Raw genomic sequence first — 22616 nt, forward strand, 5'->3', positions numbered from 1 at the left:
ATACTCCTTATCTGTAAAATTCATCAATCCACTTTGCAACATCAAGTGCGTGATATGTGATAATAATATCCGCTCCCGCTCTCTTAATAGCAATCATATTTTCGCTTACAATTTTCTTTTCGTCTATCCAGCCATTCTGAGCGGCAGCTTTAACCATAGCATATTCACCACTGACATTATAAGCAACAAGTGGCAAATCAAATTTTTCTCTTGCTGATTTAATTATATCTAAGTATGCAAGTGCAGGCTTGACCATAACCATATCAGCACCCTCAGATATATCGTCTGCAATTTCACGAAGAGCTTCTCTGCCATTTGCATAATCCATTTGATAAGTTTTTCTGTCACCAAATTCGGGAGCAGATTCTGCGGCATCTCTGAATGGTGAGTAATAAGCTGACGCAAATTTAGCGCTATATGAAAGTATCGGAGTATCAATAAAACCATTCTCATCAAGAACATTTCTTATTGCTGAAACTCTGCCGTCCATCATATCTGAAGGAGCTATAATATCAGCACCGGCTTTCGCAAGACTTACAGCCATCTTTGAAAGCAAGGGAAGTGTTTCATCATTGAGAATTTTTTCTCCGCAAACAACTCCGCAATGTCCATGAGAAGTATATTCGCAAAGGCATACATCGGCAATTATAATAAGTGATGGATAATTTTTCTTTATATATCTTACTGCTTGTTGTGTGATACCATTATCGTTATATGCTTCTGTCGCATATTCGTCCTTATGCTTTGGAACACCGAAAATTAAAATTCCCGAAATGCCACTCTTTTCAACTTCATTAAGAATTTCGTCTATTCTATCTAGTGAATATTGATAGATATTCGGCATAGATTCTACGGGATTTTTTATATTTTCTCCCTCAACAACAAACATCGGATATATCAAATCACTTTTGCTTATTCTTGTTTCTCTTACCATGCTGCGTAGATTTTCGCTTGCTCTTAATCTTCTAAATCTTTTCATTGCTGTTCTCCTCAACTATTTTAAGAATTGTATCCGTTATACCTTCAACAGTCTTTGTCTTTGAAATATTAAATCCGCTCACGCCGTGTTTAATTAAGGTTTCAGCGGTTATTTCACCAATACAGACTATTTTGGTCTTTGGTGAAATTGTAAAACCGCCCTCATAGAAAGCGTCAACTCCCGATGAACTCGCAAAAGCAATAAAATCAGTATCAATCGTCTTATCAGCCTCTGTTTTATAATCAAGCTGAACGCCATAGGTTTTTATATCATCATACTGAATATTATTTTTATCAAGAATTTCTGTAAGAAGTAAAGAACCCTTTTCCGCTCTTAAAATAAGAAGTCTTTCATCACTATGAACCTTTTTTGCGAGAAATTCTCCAAGAGCCTCTGATGTAAAATCATTTGGGATAAGCTCTGCAAAAATGCCGTATTTTTCAAGTACAGAAGCTGTTCCCATACCAATAACCGCAAATTTAATATTTATAAGCTTTCTTATATCTATCTTTAATGCTTTGAGTTTATTAAGGAAGATTTCTGCTCCATTCATACTTGTAAGAACGATATAGCTATATTTGTCTATATCATTAAGAGCCTTATCAAATTTCGGATTGTTTCTATATTCGATAATATTGAGATGATTCATATGGTTAATATCTGCACCATAGGCAGAAAGCTGTTTTGAAAGCTTTGAAGAAAGTCTTTGAGTTCCTGTTACTGTAACAGAAATATCTTTTAAAGGCTTTTTAATAGTCGGTGAAAAATCATATTCCACAGTTTTTCCGACAGCTATAACAACAGGAGGTTTAATTTCGTTTTCCTCCGCTACCTTACAAATAGTTCTGAGTGTAGCCCTGACAGTCTGATTTTTCGCATATGCTCCGTTAGAAATAATTGCAATAGGAGTATTTTCCGACATACCATTTTCTATAAGACTATGCACTATTTGTGGAAGATTTCTAAGTCCCATAAGAAATACAAGTGTCCCTCCACATTCGGCATAGGCTTTCATATTTTCAGGTAGAATATCCTCCGCTGTATGTCCGGTAATAACATGAAAGCTTCTGCTTGTAAGTCTGTGCGTAACAGGTATTCCGGCAAGCGCCGGCACTGCAATAGCTGATGAAATTCCCGGAACTATATCAAAGGGAATGTCACCTTCTTTGAGTGCGATTATCTCCTCTCCACCTCTGCCGAAAACGAAAGGGTCGCCGCCTTTAAGCCTGACAACTGTTTTATTTTCACGAGCCTTTTCAATCAAAAGACTGTTTATAGTTTCCTGAGTTTCACTATGTGCCCCAGAACGCTTTCCAACACAAATTTTTTCTGCATTTTCAGCATATTCAAGAAGTTCCTTATCAACAAGACTGTCATATATAAGCACATCGCATTTTTGGATAAGATCCAAACCACGAAGCGTAATCAAATCATAGTCTCCACAGCCTGCACCAACAAGATATACTCTGCCCTTATTCATAGCTTTTTCGTCAACTCCTTTGCAAGCTCAAATCTTTCTGATATATCTGCACTTTTGGATAAAATGTTGCAATCCTCACCCGAAACATAGAGTGTAATTTTATCACCGTTTATCTCGGAATATGCACCCAAAGGCATACCGCAATCTGCATTTAAAATCTGTGGAACGGCTCTTTCAAGCTGAAATGAATAAAAAGTTTCCTGATGATTTACAAGACTAATATAGCTTTTAAGTCTTTCATCATTTTTACGGCTTTCTACGGCAATTATGCCTTGACAAGGCGACGGCAAAAACTCGTTATAATCAAATGGTATAACTGTATATTCTTTACTATTATAAATTCCAAGTCTTTCAAGACCTGCCGCCGCAAGAATTAAAGCGTCATATTCACCATTTATAAGTTTACGCAATCTGGTATCAACATTACCTCGTATATCCTTAACTGTAACTAAAGGATATAGCCTATGCAAAAAACTTTTTCTGCGTATACTTCCCGTGCCAACAATAAAGTCGCTGCTATTTTTTATTGGTAAATCATTTCTTGTAACTAAAACATCTTTATAATTTCCTCTTTCAAGTACGGCAGATATTTCCAAACCCTCCGCAAGCTCTAAGGGCAAATCCTTTGCACTATGGACAGCAAGGTCTATTTCACCAGAAAGCAATGCCGATTCAAGCTCTGAAATAAATACACCCTTTCCTCCAAAGGACGCAAGTGATTTATCAAGCACTTTATCACCCTTTGTGGATATATGAACTGTTGCTATTTCTATATCATTACAGACAGATTTCAGCTTTGCTATAAACATTTCTGTCTGTGCAAGTGCAAGCTTACTTTTTCTCGTTCCGATTTTAATTTTCATTATTAGCTTCCTCTATCAATTTTGACACAAGGTTGTCATTTATTTCATCTCTTGAAAGGCACAATGCAAGCAATCTCTCAAAAACTATTTTTCTGTCAGCTTCATTTCTGACTTCAGATTTTATATGCTTTCTATATTTAAAAAGTGTTTCGGTAATATCGGCATTATCACCATCAAGCAATTCCTCAAGTCTTTCACGAATATATTTTGCATAAACAGGACTTTTTCCCGAACTTGTTATTCCTGCCGTAATTCCGTTTTTATTAACCAACGCCGGAAAAATAAATCCGCATTTATCCTTATCATCAACGGTATTGACAAGGATATTCTTTTCACTGCAAAGCTTGAAAATATGTCCGTTTACACCCTCATCGTCAGTAGCACTTATCGCACAAAATATATTGTCAAGGTCGCTGTCTATAAATTTTCTTTCTATAACGGCAACATCAAGCTTTCTGATTTCTTCACATATAAAAGGTGCGATAACGGTTATCTTAGGTTCAAATGACAAAAGCTTTTCGACCTTACGCAAGGCAACCTTTCCACCGCCTACAACAAGAATTTTCCTGTCTTTTATGTCTATATAGAACGGGAAATAAGCCATTATTCCACACCTCCAAAAGTTTTATATACATTCAGAATCTTTTCAAATTCTTCTGCGGATAACTCCTCTCTCAGTTTATATAAAAGCTCCTCAAAGGATTTTTCTTTCAGTTTCAGCTTTACTGCATCTATATATGGCAGAAAGCTATGAAACAATATATCCTTTTTGAGAACCTCAATTTCTTCTTCAATAATTTTCTTAGCTTCATCAACGCTGCTTAGCTTGAGAGAATTATTTTCCTTAGCAAGGGTTTTGAAGTAGTCCACATCAACAAGCCTGATACCCGATATTTTCTCAATTTCTCTGTCTATATCAGGCGGAACAGCCAAATCTATAAAAAGTCTGTTCTTATTTTCTTTAAGGCATTTCTGCAAATCATAATATGTTATTGTATAATGCGGACTTGAAGTCGCACTTATAAGGCAATCTACCTTATTGATATATTCATATCTATTGTTATATTCCACCGTAGAAACATCATTTATATATGTAAAATCATTATTATGATTTCTTAGCGTGGTTATAATGCTTATATTTTTATGCGAAACAAGATTTTTAACAAGGCTTGTGCCAATCTTACCTGTTGCACCTATCACCATAACGCTTACATTTTCGCCAAGTCTTGCGACCTCATTTGCGGCAAGCGTTGCCATAGATACAGATGTTTTAGAAAGAACTGTTTCTGTTTTAATGCGTTTAGCACAAGCAATAGCCGCCTGAAAAACTGTATTCAATTCATAGCCAGTAGTTTTATATTTCTGAGCAAAAGCATATGCTCTTTTAACCTGACCAAGAATTTCGTCCTCGCCTATAACCATAGAATCAATACCGCTTGCAACATTATATAGATGAGAAATGGCCCTATCTTCATAGAAAAGAAATATCTGCTTTGACAATCTTGAAACTTCAAAGCCTGAATATTCTGCCAAGGTATTTTTAGCAAAGTTTATTGCATTTTCATTTCCTACAAAATATAATTCCATACGATTACAAGTGCAAACTATAAGACACTCATTTATAAAGTCAGAATTTATAAGGCAATTCAGCAAAGATTTTTGAGTATCTTCTGAAAAAGCAAATTGTTTTCTTATTTCCAAATCTGAATTTTTATGGTTAATACTTATACAATACATAATTTTATCTATCAACACCTTAAAAAACGTCCCTGCGGCATAAAACAACGCACAAGCATTATTTTAATACCACAGGGACTCAATGTCAACGCCGGCGAGCCGCCGGTGCCAAGACGCGGAATCGGTTTTGCAAGCAAAACCTCGACATTTATAAAAGAAGATGATTACCGCGGATGAAGTAACTACCGTAGCCGAATTGGCTTCGCCATTCGGCTCTACCGATTAGTTAACATACTTATTTAATAGAACGAAACTTTTAATTGTCTTAGAAAAGTTGACTAACTCATCGGTAGTCCATTGGGAATTTTATTACCCGCGGTAAAAAACTTCCCATACTCACTACAAGTGAGGCTTGCCGAGCGATCACGCGTCTTGGTTGCGGCGGCTCGCCGCCTTGAGCAAAACTGTTATCTGTCCTAAGGAAGTCTTTAAACTAAATAATGAATGAATCCTCATTAATAGCCTCATTATCGAGTATGTATACCGAATTGCCCTTTGTAACGAATATCTTATATACAAACACATCGACTTTTTCGCCTACTGTTACCTCTGCTTCGTTAAGCGTTCTTTTGGCAGTAAGCTTTGTACCGTTTACAGCTATTGTAAGCTCTGTATTATCGCCTCTGAAAGCTACTCTCTCAACTACTCCCTCAGCCGCAGAACTCTTATATTTTTGGTTTTCGTTCTTTTTAGTAACATCTAAAAATTCAGGTCTGATTATAGCCTTATCTGCACCGTCAATTTCCTTAAATGTACTGAATTTGCTGTAATCATCAACAAACGAAGCTTGTCCAAAAAATGATGCTGTAAAAGCTGTCTGTGGCTTTTGATATATTTCTATCGGAGAACCTTTTTGCTCGATTTTACCATGATTAGTTATGATAATCTCATCAGCAACCTCTATTGCCTCGTCTTGGTCGTGAGTTACGAATATGCTTGTAACGCCAAGCTTTTCTATCATTTCTTTCAACCAACTTCTTAGTTCTTGTCTGACCTTTGCATCAATAGCCGCAAAAGGTTCATCAAGAAGTAAAAGTTGTGGATTCGGTGCTAAAGCTCTTGCAAAAGCTACTCTCTGTCTTTGACCACCGGAAAGCTGGCTCGGATACCTCTTGCCTAAGCCCTCAAGACCGATAAGCTTTATAAGTTCGTTTACTCTTTCTTTTATGTATTTTTTATCAGCTTTTTGAACTTTAAGTCCGAAAGCGATATTATCATAAACTGTCATATAGCGAAAAAGCGCGTAATTTTGAAAGACAAAACCTATCCCACGCTTACTTGCAGGAATATTATTGACAACCTTACCGTCAATGATTATTTCTCCACTATCAGGATTTTCAAGACCTGCAATCATTCTTAATATAGTTGTCTTTCCGCTGCCGCTCGGACCTAAAAGACCTATTAACTTTCCTTTTTCAATTCCGAAATTAACATTATCAGACGCCTTAAAATCGCCGAAGGTTTTATTTATATTTTTCAGTTCAACATACATTTATATATCCTTCTTTCCTTTATATTCAACCACACTTCTTATTATCAATATAGCAATCGCCATAATGACAAGGATTGAGGATACTGCAAAAGCAGGAACATACTGAAATTCATTAAAGAGAATTTCCACATGAAGTGGAAGTGTATTTGTTTTTCCTCTTAGATGACCAGATAATACAGAAACCGCTCCGAATTCTCCCATAGCTCTTGCGGCACACAAAATAATACCATAAAGGAAAGCCCATTTTATATGTGGAAAAGTTATTCTGCGGAAAATTGTAAAACCATTTGCACCCATAAGTGCCGCAGCTTCTTCTTCGTCTGTTCCTTGAGCCTCAAGAACAGGTATAAGTTCTCTTGATATAAACGGAAATGTAACAAAAACTGTTGCAAGAACTACACCGGGAACAGCATAAACTATGCTTACATCAGCTTGTTGTAAAAGTGGATAAAGTATGCTCTGTCTGCCAAATGTAAGTATAAAAATCAAACCAGCGATAACAGGAGATACTGTAACCGGCAAATCTATAAGAGTGGTAAGAACTTTTTTGCCCTTAAATCTAAATTTTGTTATAGCCCAAGCCGCAAATACTCCGAATATTGTATTTACAGCTACTGCGATAAGAGTTGCTTCAAGAGTAAGGATAGTTGCTTTTACGGTATATTCATCTGTAATGGCTTTAACATAAACCTCCCAACCTTGTTTAAAAGCCTCTGAAAAAACTGTTATAAGGGGCAATATAAGCATTACAAAAAGAAATAATATACTTATTCCGATAAGTACACCCTTGACTATTTTCGAGCCCAATTTATTTTCGTGCATTATATTAACCCCCTTTCAGAATCTTTGTATTTCTTGCCTGAATAAGATTTATTACAAATAACAGCAAGAATGATACTGCAAGCATTACAAGTGCTATTGCTGTTGCACTTTTATAGTCGAACTCCTGAAGTTCTGACATTATTATAAGCGGTGTAATTTCTGTTTCATAAGGCTTGTTTCCTGCTATAAAAACTACACTGCCATATTCGCCAAGGCATCTGCCGAAAGCAAGTCCAAAACCTGTAAAAACTGCTGGTCTTATTTCAGGAAAGATTATTTTCCAAAATATTCTTGTTCTGCTCGCACCAAGCACTCCTGCGGCTTCTTCGTATGATGAATCAAGCTTTTCAAGTATCGGCTGAACTGAACGAACTACAAAAGGTATACCTATGAAAATAAGAGCAATCGTAATGCCAACCTGTGTATAAGCAATTTTAATTCCGAACTTATCGAAAAAGCTTCCTATCAAGCCATTATCTGTTGTAAGCGATGTAAGAGCCATACCGGCAACCGCTGTCGGAAGTGCAAAAGGAAGTTCTATCATACCGTCTATAATTTTCTTTCCCGGAAACTGATACCTTACAAGTACCCACGCTATAATAACTCCCATAACAGCGTTTATAAGAGAGGCTATAAAAGCTGTTATAAAGCTTACTTTAAAGCTTGCAAGAACACGCTCACGAGTTATAGTCTGAATAAAATCGCTAAAATCCATTTGAGCTGTATATATTACGAGTGACGCAAGCGGTATCAAAACCACAAGACTTAGTATAGAAAGCGTTACGCCCATAGACAATCCAAACAATGGGATTACTCTTTTTTTCGCTTTTTTCATTATTACACCTTATTTTTCATAAATTTGGTCGAAAACTCCGCCGTCTGCAAAGTGTTTTTCCTGAACCTTATCCCAACCACCGAAATCTTTAATAGTAACAAGATTAAGATTGAGGTCGAAAACATCTGAATATTGCTTTAAGATTTTTTCATTCGATGGACGGTAATAATTTTCTGCGGCAATCTTCTGTGCTTCGTCCGAATAGAGATAACTGAGATATTCAGTAGCGACCTCTCTTGTTCCTCGCTTATCAACAACTTCATCAACAACTGCAACTGACGGCTGTGCAAGAATACTTACGCTTGGTGTAACTATTTCATAATCATCAGGATAATCTCTTTTTGAAAGGAACGCTTCATTCTCCCAAGCGATAAGAACATCTCCCTGACCATTTTCTACAAAGGTTGTTGTAGCACCTCTTGCACCTGAATCAAGCACAAGAACATTTTTATATAGCTTTTTGATGAAGTCCTTAATCTTTGTTTCATCACCGTTATAAGCCTTATCAGCATAAGCCCAGGCTGCAAGATAATTCCATCTTGCACCACCTGATGTCTTCGGATTTGGTGTAATAACTCCAACGCCGTCTTTTACCAGGTCGCTCCAGTCTTTGATGTTCTTTGGATTACCCTTTCTGACAAGGAAAACTATTGTTGAAGTATATGGTGAACTATCGTTATCAAAATTATCTACCCAACCATCTTTAATCAAGCCGGCGTTTTGAATAGCCTTGACATCATATTCAAGTGCAAGTGTTACAACATCTGCCTCAAGTCCGTTTGCAACCTGTAACGCTTGCTTGCCCGAACCACCATGTGATTGAGTAACCTCAACATTTTGTCCCTTTTTTTCTTTCCAATGCTTTGCAAAAATTTCGTTATAAGCTTGATAAAGCTCTCTTGTCGGGTCATATGAAACATTTGTAATTGTTACCTTTCCCGAATTTTCTGATTCTGATGAAGAACTTGAACCGCAGCCTGAAAAAGCTGTTATAGTCAATGTTGCTGCCAATATTATACTTAAAACTCTTTTTTTCATTTTAAATCTCTTCTTTCTAAAATTTCATTTATTCAAAGTGCTTATATTGAGTATAAATTGACAACATCGACTATCTCTTAATTCAAAATTTCTTATAGGTCTTATAAATATCTTCTTCATCTCATAACCTCCTGAAATTTAAAGTTTATACCAACAGAGGAATTACTCTGTCAACACATAAAATAACCGAGAAAGCACCATGCTCCCTCGGCTGATTGTTATAAAACAATCAACACTGCCTCATAGGGAACATATCACTAAGCATAACCTTATGGCACATACAATTTATAATTTTCATTTTATATTCCCCTTTCGATAGTGAATTTTATTGTAAGAAAGTTCTTAAAATATAAAGCATATAATTTCAATAGGTTTTGTATGCGTTAATAATAACACTCTAAGCTAAATTTGTCAATGCAATTTTTGCTATTTTTTTGAAATTCAGAAATTTGCTAAAGATTAACCAATTATAAAATTGAATCATATGATTTTTAGGCATATTTTCACAATATTAAACAAAAAAATAGACAGTACCATAAAAACAGTACTGTCTATCAAAATATTTTCAAATAAATTTTTATTTATCTGTAAGGCACTTTACGATAACTGCCTTCTGTGCGTGAAGTCTGTTCTCTGCCTCGTCAAAGATTTCAGCGGCATGAGCTTCAAATACATCAGCAGAAATTTCCTCGCCTCTGTGTGCTGGCAAGCAGTGTTGTACAATAGCGTCAGGCTTTGCATAGCTCATAAGTTCCTCATCAATGCAGTAGCCTGCGAATGCCTTCTTGCGTTTCTCAGCTTCGCCCTCTTGTCCCATAGATGCCCATACATCTGTGATAACAACATCTGCACCGACAACAGCCTTATTAGGCTCTCTTACCATCTCGAATTTATCACCAAAGCCCTTTGCAAACTCAAGTACAAGTGGGTCAGGCTCATAGCCCTCAGGGCAAGCTACTGAAATAGACATTTCCATCTTCAAAGCACCGACAATAAGTGAATTCATCATATTATTGCCGTCACCGATAAATGCCATTTTCTGTCCTGCAAGTTTGCCCTTATACTCACGAATAGTCATAAGGTCAGCAAGAATTTGACAAGGGTGGCAGAAGTCTGTCAAGCCGTTGATTATAGGAATAGAGCCGTACTTTGCAAGGTCCTCAACCTCAGACTGCTTGAATGTACGAATCATAATACCGTCAAGATAGCGTGAAAGTACCCTTGCTGTATCCTGAACAGGTTCACCTCTGCCAATCTGCATATCATGTGCAGAAAGGAAGATTGGAAGTCCGCCGAGCTGATACATACCAACTTCAAAAGATACTCTTGTTCTTGTAGAAGCCTTTTCAAAAATAAGACCGAGAGTCTTACCCTCAAGATACTTATGTTCGATACCATGCTTTTGCTCATATTTAAGCTGGTCTGCAAGATTAAGAATTTCACAGATTTCCTCATGAGAGAGGTCGAGCATTTTTAAAAGATGTTTCATTGGATTTGCCTCCTTATATAGCGTTTAAAATTATTTCAATTATACTTCTGAAAGAACCTCATTCAGAATTGCCAAACCTTTGTCGATTTCCTCGTAGCTGATATTAAGCGGTGGAAGAAGTCTGAGAAGTGTCTTTGCGGTAAGAATGAGCAAGCCCTTTTCAACACAGCGGTTTGCAAGGACCTTAGCTTCACCCTTTTCGAGAACTATGCCTATCATCATACCAAGTCCACGAACCTCTTTGACATTCGGCATTGAACTAAGCTTCTCTTTGATATAAGCGCCCTTTTGGGATACTTCCTTCAAAAATTCTTTTGTAGTAACTCTGCTGAGAACCTCCAGAGAAGCCGCACAAGCAACAGGATTTCCGCCAAAGGTTGTGCCATGAGTACCGGCACTGAGAACGCCGGAAAGCTTTTCACTGCATATGCAAGCACCAAATGGAAGTCCTCCTCCAAGTCCCTTAGCAGTTGTTATTATGTCAGGAGTTACACCATATTGCTCATAGCAATAGAATGTTCCTGTTCTTGCAACGCCTGTCTGAACTTCATCAATCATAAGCAAAATATCATTATCACGACAGATTTTTGCTGTCTCCCAAACGAAAGGCTTTTGCAATGGATTAACTCCGCCCTCGCCTTGAATAAGCTCTATAAAAACTGCACAGACAGTATCGTCAATAAGATTACGCAAGCTTTCTATATTATTTGCCTCGGCGTATTCAAAGCCCTCAGTAAATGGGAAAAAATAATTATGGAAAACATCTTGTCCGGTTGCGGCAAGAGTTGTAACAGTTCTTCCGTGGAAAGAATTTACAAGAGTAATAATCTTGTTGCGTTTACCGCTGTATTTTTCAAAGGCATATTTTCTCGCAACCTTAATTGCACATTCGTTAGCCTCTGCACCCGAATTACAGAAAAATACTTTAGATAAGCCTGTAAGCTCAACAAGCTTTTTAGCTACTTCAACCTGAAGCGGATTGTAGTAAAGATTAGACATATGCTGGATCTTTCCTGCCTGTTCAGAAATAGCCTTAACAAGTCCTTCATCACTATATCCGAGGCAGTTTACACCTATTCCGCTTGTGAAATCTATATATTCCTTGCCCTCAACATCTTTTGCGACAGCACCCTTACCTTCTGCCAAAGCTACCGGAAATCTTCCGTAGGTTGGCATAAGATATTCTGCTTCTTCTTTTTTAATTTCTTCAAAGGTCATTTACATTACCTCCTCTTTCACCCAAAAGATGAAATCAATAAAACATTGTTCCTATACCCTCATCAGAGAAAAGCTCTATAAGAATTGAATGAGCAATTCTTCCGTCAATAATATGAGCTCGTTTAACTCCTCTTCTCACAGCCTCTACACAGCAATCTATCTTCGGAATCATGCCACCCGAAATAATGCCCTCACGCTTTAATGACGGAACATCGCTGACATTTACAACAGGAATAAGAGTTTCTTCGTCGTCCTTATCACGCAAAAGTCCACGAATATCTGTCATAAGAATGAGTTTTGCTGCACCAAGCTTTGCCGCAATCTGAGCAGCTGCGAGGTCAGCATTGATATTAAATACATCTCCGTTATAACCGCCCGCAACTGTTGCAAGGATAGGTATATAGCCATTATGTATGGTATCCTCGATAACCTCTGTATTAACCTCTGTGATTTCGCCGACATAGCCTAAATCTTCAGAAGCTATAAGCTTTTCAGCCATCAACATTCTGCCGTCAAGACCACAAAGTCCCATAGCCTTACCGCCATGCTGTTCAAGAAGCTGTACAAGGCTCTTATTAACCTTACCTGCAAGAACCATTTGCACAATATCTATGGTTTCTTTATCTGTTACACGCAAACCATTTGCAAATCTGCTTTCCTTGCCGGTTTTCTTGAGCATTTCGCTGATTTCAGGACCACCGCCGTGAACCAAAACAACATTAACTCCAACAAGCTGCATAAGAACTATATCACTCATAACAGCGTCTTTGAGTTCAGGTGTTACCATAGCGTTTCCGCCGTATTTTACAACAATGGTCTGTCCCGAATATTTCTGAATATATGGCAAAGCCTGTATTAAAACTTGGGCTCTGTCTGCATTTGAAATTTTATACATATTTCCGCAACCTCTTTAGCTTCTGTAATCGCCGTTAATTTTAACATATTCATATGTCAAATCACAGCCGTATGCTTCAGCAACACCGTTGCCGTCATTAAGTTCAACAACAATGTCAATCTCGTCCTCTGTGAGAACTGTCTTTGCAAGTTCCTCAGAGAAGTCTATGCCTGCACCATTCTTGCAAACATCAACCTTACCAGCCTTTGATGCAAAGCTGACATCAACCTTGTTAATATCAACATCACAGCCTGAATAGCCGATAGCACAAAGAACTCTGCCCCAGTTTGCATCTGAACCAAACATAGCCGCTTTTAAAAGACTTGAACAAACAACGCTCTTTGCAACGCCTTTTGCATCTTTTTCAGTCTTTGCACCGCTTACCTTGCAAACAAGAAGCTTAGAAGCACCCTCGCCGTCCTTAGCCATTTCTTTAGAAAGCTTTCTGCAAAGCATTGTAAGAGCCTCAACAAAAATGTTGTAATCCTCATTCTGCTCTGTAATTTCAGCATTTCCTGCAAGACCCGAAGCCATAACAGCAAGTGTGTCGTTTGTTGATGTATCGCCATCAACACTTACCATATTAAAGGACTTATCAGCAACAGTCTTTACGGCAATTTTAAGCATATCAGAAGAAATTGCAGCATCTGTAGTTATAAAGCAAAGCATTGTTGCCATATTAGGGTGAATCATACCGCTGCCCTTTGCTATACCGCCGATATAAACTGTCTTTCCGCCAATTTCAGTCTCGACAGCGTATTCCTTCTTAACGAGGTCAGTTGTCATAATAGCTTCAGCAGCATTTGTCGCACCTTCTTTAGAAAGTGCAGAAACAAGCTCAGAAATAGAATTAGCAATAGGCTCAATCGGAAGCTTTTGTCCGATAACACCTGTTGAACCTACGATGACATCTTTTGCATTAATATTAAGAGCCTTTGCAACCAAAGCACAAGTTTTCTCAGCAACCTCTACACCGTCAGAATTACAAGTATTTGCGTTTCCGCTATTACAGATAACTGCCTGAGCAGTACCGTTTTCAAGGTTAGCTCTTGTTACAAGGATAGGGGCACTCTTTACAAGGTTAGTTGTATAAATTGCGGCAGCTGCACAAGGCTTTTCACAATAGATAAGAGCAAGGTCACGCTTATTCTTATTCTTTCTTATACCACAATGTACACCAGAAGCCACAAAGCCCTTAGGAGCTGTTACAGAACCGTCGACAAACTTAATTGACATTTTTCATCATCCCTTAAAAAATCAATGTATTTATAGCTTAGAATGCAGGAGGAACTATTACAAGTCCTGTCTTTTCGTCCAAGCCAAAAATTATGTTCATATTCTGAATTGCCTGACCAGCCGCACCCTTAACCATATTATCTATGGCTGAGGTAACTATGAGAGTATTTGTGCGTGAATCAATATGAATTGAAATATCGCAGAAATTAGAATACTTTATGTTATGAATATCAGCATAAGCGCCGTCAGGAAGAACTCTTACAAAGTATTCGTCCTTATAGAAGTCTTCATATGCCTTGCGGATTTGCTCCTTTGTTACACCCTCATTAATACGAGAATAGCAAGTGGAAAGTATTCCTCTGTTTACAGGAAGAAGATGAGGTACAAAAGTAATTGTAACCTTTTCACCTGAAAGCTTAGATAAAGTTTGCTCAATCTCAGGAGTATGTCTGTGAGCACCAGCCTTATATGCGTGGAAACCCTCGTTGAGTTCAGGATAGTGATTAGCCTGTGAAAGACCTCTGCCAGCACCGGTTACACCGGATTTTGAATCTATTATAATTCCTGCTGTTGAAACCAGCTTATTTACAATCGCAGGAGCAAGTGCAAGCGGAGCACCTGTTGTATAGCAACCAGGGTTAGCAATAATTTTGCTGTCCTTAACATTATCTCTGAAAAGTTCAGGTATACAGTAAACGGCTTTTTTATGAAGTTCCTTATCAAGGAATTCACCGTTGTACCATTCCTTGTATTCGTCCTCGCTCTCAAGACGGAAATCCGCTCCGAGGTCAATAAAAGCCTTTCCAGCTTTATCGCAAGTTGCTGCAAGCTCTTGTGAAAGTCCGTGTGGAAGTGCTGCAAAAATAACATCAGATTTTTCTACAACTTCATCTGCATTTTTGCATTCCATATCGCATAAGCATCTGTATGATGGATAAACCTCAGAAAGCTTCTTTCCCTCAAAGCTAACAGAGCTTATTGCGGAAATTTCCACATTCGGGTGTGTTGTCAAAAGGCGTACAAGTTCTGCACCAGCATAGCCTGTCGCACCGATAATTCCTGCCTTTATTTTCATTATCAATATCCCCTATTAAACTTAAAATTCCATAAATGCGATATTATCAAAATAGTAATTAACTGCATCTATAAGCTGTTCAACTGTCAAATCGCTTCTTTGACCAAGTGAATTTACGATTACATCTTGAAGCGCCTCGCAGGTTGTGACGCACTTCATCTGATGCTTAACAGCATATTCAGGAAGAATTTCTTCTCCTGTTTCGTCGTCATAATCAGGATAGTCAAAAATATAGCATTCAGTATTTGGCTCAAGCTTTTCCTCAACAGTGTATATGCACCAGTCATCATCTTCAATAAGCTTTTCATTGCCAAATTCAAGGTATATATCTTTCATCTCTTCAATAATATCCTTAAATGAACGGCTTTTCTCTTTAATCATAAAATTTCCTCCGCAAAAACAATCAAGCAATTATTTCTCTTACACGCTTAACCTGAGCCTTTACATTTTCAGGAGCAGGACCGCCAAGAACCTTTCTGCCGTTTACGCAGTTTTCAAGAGAAATTGCATCATAAACGCCATCATCAAAGGTATCACAAATTTTCTTGTATTCCTCGATAGGAAGAGTTTCAAGTGTTAAGCCCTTTTCTATGCAAAGAGCAACGAGTGTACCGGTTGCCTTATACGCATCGCGGAATGGAAGTCCTTTTTTAACAAGATAATCGGCACAATCTGTTGCATTTATAAAACCGTGTGCAGCAGCCTTACGCATATTTTCCGGAATAGTTTTCATTGTTTCTATCATCGGAGTAAAAGCTGTAAGGCACATCTTAACTGTATCAACAGCATCAAATATAGACTCTTTATCTTCCTGCATATCCTTGTTATAAGCAAGTGCAATACCCTTCATAACTGTAAGCAAGGTCATAAGGTCGCCGAAAACTCTTCCTGATTTTCCACGAACAAGCTCTGCTATATCAGGGTTTTTCTTCTGTGGCATAATGCTTGAACCTGTTGAAAATGCGTCATCAAGCTCAACAAATTTAAATTCCCAACTGCACCACATAATAATCTCCTCAGAGAAACGAGAGAGATGAACCATTATAATAGAAAGCGCAGATGCAAGCTCCATGCAAAAATCTCTGTCAGATACACCGTCAAGGCTGTTTTGAGAAATTCTGTCAAAGCCAAGTAAACGAGCTGTTATAGTTCTGTCTATCGGATATGTAGTAGTAGCTAAAGCACCGCTTCCGAGTGGCATTTCGTCCATACGACCATAAGCCGACTCAAGCCTGCTAATATCTCGGAGAAGCATTTCTGCATAAGCCATAAGATGATGTCCGAAAGTAATCGGCTGTGCTCTCTGAAGATGAGTATATCCAGGCATAACAACGGACGCATTTTCTTCTGCCTTATCGCAAATAACCTTTACAAGCTCTTTTACCATAGAAACCAAGTTTTTAGTTTCCTTTTTGAGATAAAGTCTTATATCAACAGCAACCTGGTCATTTCTGCTTCTTGCTGTATGAAGTCTTTTACCTGTACTGCCCAATCTTTCAGTAAGTTCACCCTCAATAAAGGTATGAATATCTTCCGCATTAGGGTCAATCTCAAGCTTGCCGCTTTCTATGTCAGCAAGGATTCCCTTTAAGCCCTCAATAATGAGTTCGGATTCTTTTTTATCAATTATTCCGACCTCACCAATCATCTCAGCGTGGGCAATACTACCCTCTATATCCTCTTTATACATTCTGCTATCGAATGAAATTGATGAATTAAAGTCATTTGTTTTTTTATCTATTTCTTTAGAAAAGCGTCCTGCCCATAGCTTCATATCATATTCTCCTTGATTTATATAAAATAACATTCGGGCGAATACCGCATTTTATCCCAAAATACGGTACACGCCCAAACAGAAAATTTATTTTGCGACGGATTTCCGCATAAAATCTATGCTCTTATCGAATAAATTATTGCTTAAAATATTCGTAATAAATCAGCCACCCGCATTATTTATCGTAACGGAAGCCTTTCTTGCCCTGAACCTTGATTGGAAGTCCGAAGAGGTTGATGAAGCCTGCGCTATCCTTCTGGTCATAAACTTCATCTTCATCAAATGTTGCAATATCCTCATCATAGAGTGAATATGGAGATGTAACACCTGCATCAATGATGTTGCCCTTATAAAGCTTAAGCTTAACATCGCCTGTTACCTGCTCTTGTGTTGAATCAACAAAAGCTGAAAGAGCCTTTCTGAGCGGTGTATACCACTGACCAAAGTAAACAAGCTCTGCAAAACGAAGTGCAACATTCTGCTTGTAGTGATATGTATCTCTGTCAAGAGTAAGCTCCTCAAGCTTGTTGTGTGCGTGGTAAAGGATTGTTCCACCCGGAGTCTCATAAACACCACGGGACTTCATACCAACAAGTCTGTTCTCAACGAGGTCAACGATACCGATACCGTTTGCGCCGCCGAGCTCGTTAAGCTTCTTAACAAGCTCAACAGAACCCATCTCTACGCCGTCGATAGCTGTAGGAATACCCTTTTCAAAGTGAATTGTTACATAGGTTGGCTTATCAGGAGCCTGCTCCGGAGAAACTCCAAGTTCAAGGAAGCCTTCCTTATTATACATTGGCTCATTTGCAGGATTCTCGAGGTCAAGACCTTCGTGAGAAATGTGCCAAATGTTTCTATCCTTAGAATAGTTTGTTTCTCTTGTGATTTTAAGAGGAATGTTGTGTGCCTCAGCATAGTCGATTTCCTCATCACGAGATTTAAGGTCCCACTCTCTCCAAGGAGCGATAATCTTCATATCAGGAGCGAAAGCCTTAATAGCGAGTTCAAAACGAACCTGGTCATTACCCTTACCTGTGCAGCCATGGCAAATAGCGTCTGCACCCTCTGCAAGAGCGATTTCTACAATTCTCTTTGCAATGATAGGACGAGCGAATGATGTACCGAGGAGGTACTTATTTTCATAAACTGCACCGGCCTTAACTGTTGGGAAAACATAGTCCTCAATAAATTCCTTATTAAGGTCCTCAATATAAAGCTTAGAAGCACCTGTCTTCTTAGCTTTTTCCTCAAGACCCTCAAGCTCTGTTGCTTGTCCGACATCACCGGAAACAGCGATAACTTCGCAGTTATCATAGTTTTCCTTAAGCCAAGGAATAATGATAGAAGTATCAAGACCTCCTGAATATGCCAAAACTACCTTCTTTATATCTCCCATTTTATGTAACCTCCAAAATTATATTTGCACTATTTAGTGCGAAAGCCTTGTGGCTTTAGAACTTTGATAAGTATATTATACACTCTTTATGCAAAAAAGCAAGCCTTTTATTGCATATTTATTCGGGATTTTTAAAATTTTTTCCCTGTTTTAATTTAAAAGCAATATTTTACACAAAAATACCACTTATAAAAAGCCTTGTAAAATTTATATTTAAGTTGATTTCTTAGATAAAAAGCCCATAATAAGGCTTTAAATCCATATATTACTCTAAATTAAATACAAATTTTTCCAATAAGCAATCCAAACTAATTTCGGTCAGAAATTTATCTCTTTTTGCAGAAATATTCATATTATACAGCAATACCGCCCAGCGAAAAAAGCCATATAATGAGCTTTTAAGGGATTTTTTAGCATTATATAGTTATGCAAGTTTATACATAAAATCCATTTCAAAATTATCTCATAATAAACTTTCACCGAAACAAAAATAACCTGCCTTTTCAGACAGACTATCGTTTTAATTATAATTTATTTTCATCATTAGATTTATCGTCAGTAAAAGTGTCCCCTGCTGCCGCAACATATTCAAGACTATCCATATCAAGCTCCACTGCATCCGATGAATTCGGGAACTGAATAACATTGTTCTTTTTGCCAAAAAGTCTTGCTCTGAGCTTTTCTTTTAAATCTGTTTCCTTAGAAAAATCAGCCATTTTAATTTTTTCTTCAAAGCTTTTCATAATTAAAACTCCATTTCTATATTATTCGCATTTGATTTTTATACTTTTCATTAATATATACGAAAAAGCCTTTAAAAATCCACGCACTATTCAAAAAATATTTTTACAAGAAGTCACTCAGCGATTTTCCCTCTTCAAGTTTACGGCATTTCTGTAAAAGTCTACGAAGTCTTTCACTAACAGCTTTTGGTGCTATACCAAGTTTTTCAGCAATATCTCCATTTTTCATTTCCATAAAATATCTCATCGTAAGAAGTTCACGCTCTTGAGGTGAAAGTTGCTTCAGAATCATACTTACCTCTTGGTTTATATCATCATCAAACATTTCATAGCTGTCTTCTGTTGGTATTTCCACAGCTTCGTCAATAGAAACGCCCTGCTTTCTTGCATTACTGCGATATCTATCTGTAACCATATTTTTTGCAATAGTTGCAAGCCAAGTTTTTACAGAGGCTTTTTCCTCATCAAAGCGGTCATAATTCTCCATAGCCTTTATAAAAACCTCGCTGACAATATCTTCAGCACTCTCTTTATGTGGAAGCATCATATAAACAAGATTATATATGTAAGAAAATTGTTCTTCATACACTTGCTCAAATGACGGCTTACTTCTTTTTTTAAACATATATACCACTTCCTACGCTTACACTTTACTTATCAATTAATATTATATTAAAGCTATTTGTCACAGTCAAGGCATTATATCTAAAACATTCCATAAGAATTTTTTAATATAATGAAGTCTAAATTTCTCAAAAAAGTTCATTTCAACAATATACCTTGATCTTCGCAATATCTACTACGATTCTCACTGCTTGCAAATCATCTAAAAATCATAGTTGTTCTTCCTCAAGTTTGATAGTTTCTTCAAGCTAAAAACACATCAAGTTCTAAACTTTCTGAAAGTTCAAAAAACGCAAAAACTCTAAATCCTAAAATCTTCAAAAAATTCTGAATCTTTTGATTCACCTAAAACATATATTATACAGTTTGATTCTAACCAAGTAACAGAATATAATTGGACATATCTGTTGATAAGCAAGGCATTATTAAAAAACAAAAATGAATACCTTTCTGATAACTTTTTCTAAGAACAAGCAAGCGTTGACGGTAAGCAAAACTATACAAAGAAAGAGACGCCACTATCGTGTTTAAGATTCTATAATTAATAATAAAACTGAAACCTCAATAAAAACTGTAAAACTATAGCAACATTAATGTCCGTTCAATAAATTCTAATATAAAAAGGCTATACCAAAATGATATGTACCCTCTTTGCTGGACAAAACCAGTAAGGAGGGTTATTTTTATGCGTTATAGTTATGAGTACAAAAGAAATGCCGTAGAATTATATCGACAGGGTCAATGGCCTGATACACCAGATGGTCTAAGCACTAAGGCGTTTCATATAACAGTTCGTAAATGGGTTAGAATTGAGGATGCATGTGGTCCTGATGCATTAAGACACAAAGGGAATAACAAAGAATGGACTCCAGAGGAACGTTATGCCTTAGTTGCACGTGTTTTGGCTGGTGAATCTAACAAATCTGTTGCATTTTCTGCAGGAATAGGTGATGGTCTATTATATCAATGGGTTCACAAATATATGATTTTGGGATATAATGGTCTTGTAAATTGTAAGAAAGGTCGTCCCAAAAAGAATCTAGATATGAAGAAGATTAATTACAATAAGCCAAGGAAGTTAGAAGAATCAGAATATGAAGAATTAGTTAGACTTCGTGCCGAAAATGAATATATCAAGACAGAGATTGAAGTAATAAAAAAAGAGATCGCCTTGAGAGAAAAAAAGGAAGCTGCGCATCTCAAGGCGAAAAAGCGGCAATAATCAAAGAACTCAGAGAAAAAGGATATCAATTAAAGTATCTTCTTAAAGCTATGCAAATGGCTAAATCCACTTACTACTTTGAGCTTAGCAAAGAAGATGTTATTGCTGTAAAAAATGCGGATTTGGTTAAAGAAATCGAAATTATCTTTGAACAAAACAAATGCAGATATGGCGTTAGACGTGTCTACAGAGAACTACGTAATAGAGGCTATGAGGTGAATCACAAACGAGTACAGCGCATTATGCACGAAACTAGAATGATAGGCAAGCGTCCAAAGGAGAAATATCATTCTTACAAAGGTGAAATTGGAAGAATTGCTAGCAACATAATAGATAGAAATTTTACTGCCGATAAACCACTTCAAAAGTGGACAACCGATATATCTCAGTTCAATTTTTCTTGGGGTAAATGTTATTTGTCTCCAATACTTGATATGGCAACAAATGAAATAATATCTTATGACATCTCATTAAGCCCCAATATGGAACAAATAAAAAGAATGCTTGATCAAGCATTTAGAAGTTTCCCAAATGTAACTGGATTGATTTTTCATTCAGATCAAGGATGGCAATACCAGCACACTTACTATCAGAATTGTTTAAAAGAACATGGCATTATCCAGAGTATGTCACGAAAGGGCAATTGCTACGATAACTGTATTATGGAAACATTCTTTGGTAGGATGAAGAATGAAATGTATTATGGGTACGAAAATGCTTATAAAACATTTGATGAGTTTGCAAAAGCTGTCAAAGAATATATAGATTATTACAACAATAAAAGAATTCAGGCAAAAACAAAATGGATGCCTCCTGTACAATACAGGAAGACATCCATGTGTTCAGCTTAATTTATAAATATGTGTCCAGAATTCTGGGTACATATCAAAATCAAGGTATAGCCTTTTTTCATATCTTAAGGCAAATTCTAATTACATATATTACAATTTGAATTATTGCCAAAGCACTTCCAACCAAAAAAAACAAACTGTTTGCCAAACCATGTGCATGAAAAAGCTTCAGCGCAATTCCTCCTTTAAAAGGATAGAATAGCCTTACTTTTTTAAAGTTAAACATATCTATTATAAGATGTGATGCAAAACCTATCGCAAAATATGGGATTAAATCTTGCCAAATCATTCCAATAGATGCCGTAAGTAAAATCAATCCTAAAATAGAATGCATAAACGAACGATGTGGCTGTTGCTTCCCAAAAGCACATATGGCTATAAATAATATTGTTCCTATTGCAATTCGTGCATAGTTACTGTCGCTTATAATCTGCTTGATAATTCCTACGCTCCAAATCTGTTCAGCCGCAAATACTGCAATAATAATCAGAATAGAAACCGCAATAATCTTATTCGCATATTTATGTGAGTCAGATGTATCTACATCAATATCAGATATTAAAGCTCCTATGCCTCCAATACCAACTGCAAGTATTACATCTTGTAGAGTTTTTGGCTGTGTAAACATCAAACTTGAAGCAATTCCTACCGCAAAATGTGTTTTTCCTAACAAATATAAATTCCTCCCTTTTTGTTAAAATATAACTTTTATTATACAAATTTTTCAATGTCTATGCAATATATAGTAAGAATATATTTTTCTATATTAGAAAATCATCAACCAAATTCACTTACCATTGACAAAACCTTTAACGAGTATTATTATTTAAATAAAAGTATATGC

At 36.9% G+C, this 22616-nt stretch carries 22 protein-coding genes; 2 read left to right on the forward strand and 20 right to left on the reverse strand.

Translation table 11 applies throughout. The features are described 5' to 3' along the window. Nucleotides 1-7 precede the first annotated feature (7 nt). The 19 genes from hemB to ACLU24_RS09955 all read right to left on the reverse strand — a co-directional run bounded on the left by hemB (nt 8) and on the right by ACLU24_RS09955 (nt 19700). Complete coding sequence (gene hemB, locus ACLU24_RS09865) at nt 8-979, reverse strand: porphobilinogen synthase (protein ID WP_412612362.1); 972 nt, start codon at nt 977-979, stop codon at nt 8-10. After that, nucleotides 966-2459 carry a uroporphyrinogen-III C-methyltransferase gene (gene cobA / locus ACLU24_RS09870; RefSeq protein WP_412612363.1) on the reverse strand — a complete coding sequence of 498 codons (1494 nt, stop codon included), beginning with the start codon at nt 2457-2459 and terminating at the stop codon, nt 966-968. The genes hemB and cobA overlap by 14 nt, the downstream gene beginning before the upstream one ends. After that, on the reverse strand, nt 2456-3322 hold the full coding sequence (hemC, locus tag ACLU24_RS09875) for a hydroxymethylbilane synthase (protein WP_412612365.1): 867 nt from the start codon (nt 3320-3322) through the stop codon (nt 2456-2458). Before hemC ends, cobA begins: the two co-directional genes overlap by 4 nt. Next, nucleotides 3312-3926, reverse strand: a complete 615-nt coding sequence (locus ACLU24_RS09880) for a precorrin-2 dehydrogenase/sirohydrochlorin ferrochelatase family protein (RefSeq protein WP_412612366.1) — start codon at nt 3924-3926, stop codon at nt 3312-3314. Before ACLU24_RS09880 ends, hemC begins: the two co-directional genes overlap by 11 nt. After that, a complete protein-coding gene (gene hemA / locus ACLU24_RS09885) occupies nt 3926-5059 on the reverse strand; it encodes a glutamyl-tRNA reductase (protein WP_412612368.1) in 1134 nt (377 codons plus the stop codon). The genes ACLU24_RS09880 and hemA overlap by 1 nt, the downstream gene beginning before the upstream one ends. A gap of 433 nt (nt 5060-5492) precedes the next feature. Beyond that, complete coding sequence (locus ACLU24_RS09890) at nt 5493-6551, reverse strand: sulfate/molybdate ABC transporter ATP-binding protein (protein WP_412612369.1); 1059 nt, start codon at nt 6549-6551, stop codon at nt 5493-5495. Next, nucleotides 6552-7373 carry a sulfate ABC transporter permease subunit CysW gene (cysW, locus tag ACLU24_RS09895; RefSeq protein ID WP_412612370.1) on the reverse strand — a complete coding sequence of 274 codons (822 nt, stop codon included), beginning with the start codon at nt 7371-7373 and terminating at the stop codon, nt 6552-6554. It abuts the gene before it with no gap. A 4-nt stretch (nt 7374-7377) separates the two neighbouring features. Continuing rightward, nucleotides 7378-8208: a sulfate ABC transporter permease subunit CysT gene (gene cysT / locus ACLU24_RS09900; RefSeq protein WP_412612372.1), complete on the reverse strand. Its 831-nt coding sequence runs from the start codon at nt 8206-8208 to the stop codon at nt 7378-7380. Nucleotides 8209-8217: 9 nt separating this feature from the next. Further along, nucleotides 8218-9246 carry a sulfate ABC transporter substrate-binding protein gene (locus tag ACLU24_RS09905; RefSeq protein WP_412612374.1) on the reverse strand — a complete coding sequence of 343 codons (1029 nt, stop codon included), beginning with the start codon at nt 9244-9246 and terminating at the stop codon, nt 8218-8220. 577 nt (nt 9247-9823) lie between these two features. Then, nucleotides 9824-10735 carry an ornithine carbamoyltransferase gene (gene argF / locus ACLU24_RS09910; protein WP_412612376.1) on the reverse strand — a complete coding sequence of 304 codons (912 nt, stop codon included), beginning with the start codon at nt 10733-10735 and terminating at the stop codon, nt 9824-9826. 39 nt (nt 10736-10774) lie between these two features. Beyond that, nucleotides 10775-11953 (reverse strand): aspartate aminotransferase family protein, encoded by a 1179-nt coding sequence (locus tag ACLU24_RS09915; RefSeq protein ID WP_412612378.1) that lies wholly within the window; start codon nt 11951-11953, stop codon nt 10775-10777. Nucleotides 11954-11987: 34 nt separating this feature from the next. Further along, complete coding sequence (argB, locus tag ACLU24_RS09920; RefSeq protein WP_022263921.1) at nt 11988-12848, reverse strand: acetylglutamate kinase; 861 nt, start codon at nt 12846-12848, stop codon at nt 11988-11990. A gap of 15 nt (nt 12849-12863) precedes the next feature. After that, complete coding sequence (argJ, locus tag ACLU24_RS09925; RefSeq protein WP_412612380.1) at nt 12864-14084, reverse strand: bifunctional glutamate N-acetyltransferase/amino-acid acetyltransferase ArgJ; 1221 nt, start codon at nt 14082-14084, stop codon at nt 12864-12866. A gap of 37 nt (nt 14085-14121) precedes the next feature. Further along, nucleotides 14122-15159 (reverse strand): N-acetyl-gamma-glutamyl-phosphate reductase, encoded by a 1038-nt coding sequence (gene argC / locus ACLU24_RS09930; RefSeq protein WP_412612382.1) that lies wholly within the window; start codon nt 15157-15159, stop codon nt 14122-14124. A 21-nt stretch (nt 15160-15180) separates the two neighbouring features. Further along, a complete protein-coding gene (locus ACLU24_RS09935) occupies nt 15181-15540 on the reverse strand; it encodes a DUF7716 domain-containing protein (RefSeq protein WP_412612383.1) in 360 nt (119 codons plus the stop codon). Nucleotides 15541-15562: 22 nt separating this feature from the next. After that, nucleotides 15563-16933 (reverse strand): argininosuccinate lyase, encoded by a 1371-nt coding sequence (argH, locus tag ACLU24_RS09940; protein ID WP_412612384.1) that lies wholly within the window; start codon nt 16931-16933, stop codon nt 15563-15565. A 175-nt stretch (nt 16934-17108) separates the two neighbouring features. Next, a complete protein-coding gene (locus tag ACLU24_RS09945; protein WP_118366717.1) occupies nt 17109-18332 on the reverse strand; it encodes an argininosuccinate synthase in 1224 nt (407 codons plus the stop codon). A gap of 524 nt (nt 18333-18856) precedes the next feature. Beyond that, a complete protein-coding gene (locus ACLU24_RS09950) occupies nt 18857-19075 on the reverse strand; it encodes a hypothetical protein (RefSeq protein WP_412612385.1) in 219 nt (72 codons plus the stop codon). A gap of 103 nt (nt 19076-19178) precedes the next feature. Next, nucleotides 19179-19700: an RNA polymerase sigma factor gene (locus ACLU24_RS09955; protein ID WP_412612387.1), complete on the reverse strand. Its 522-nt coding sequence runs from the start codon at nt 19698-19700 to the stop codon at nt 19179-19181. A 684-nt stretch (nt 19701-20384) separates the two neighbouring features. On the opposite strand from ACLU24_RS09955, the gene ACLU24_RS09960 reads away from it, so the two are divergent. Together ACLU24_RS09960 and ACLU24_RS09965 are read left to right on the forward strand one after the other, a co-directional pair. After that, on the forward strand, nt 20385-20921 hold the full coding sequence (locus ACLU24_RS09960) for a helix-turn-helix domain-containing protein (RefSeq protein ID WP_412609989.1): 537 nt from the start codon (nt 20385-20387) through the stop codon (nt 20919-20921). Further along, nucleotides 20921-21772: an IS3 family transposase gene (locus tag ACLU24_RS09965; RefSeq protein WP_412610340.1), complete on the forward strand. Its 852-nt coding sequence runs from the start codon at nt 20921-20923 to the stop codon at nt 21770-21772. The genes ACLU24_RS09960 and ACLU24_RS09965 overlap by 1 nt, the downstream gene beginning before the upstream one ends. 58 nt (nt 21773-21830) lie before the next feature. On the opposite strand, the gene ACLU24_RS09970 is transcribed toward ACLU24_RS09965, so the two are convergent. Then, complete coding sequence (locus tag ACLU24_RS09970; RefSeq protein WP_412612388.1) at nt 21831-22445, reverse strand: metal-dependent hydrolase; 615 nt, start codon at nt 22443-22445, stop codon at nt 21831-21833. Nucleotides 22446-22616 lie beyond the last annotated feature (171 nt).

This window comes from Pseudoruminococcus sp. (genome assembly GCF_047012705.1).
Taxonomy (GTDB): domain Bacteria; phylum Bacillota; class Clostridia; order Oscillospirales; family Acutalibacteraceae; genus Pseudoruminococcus.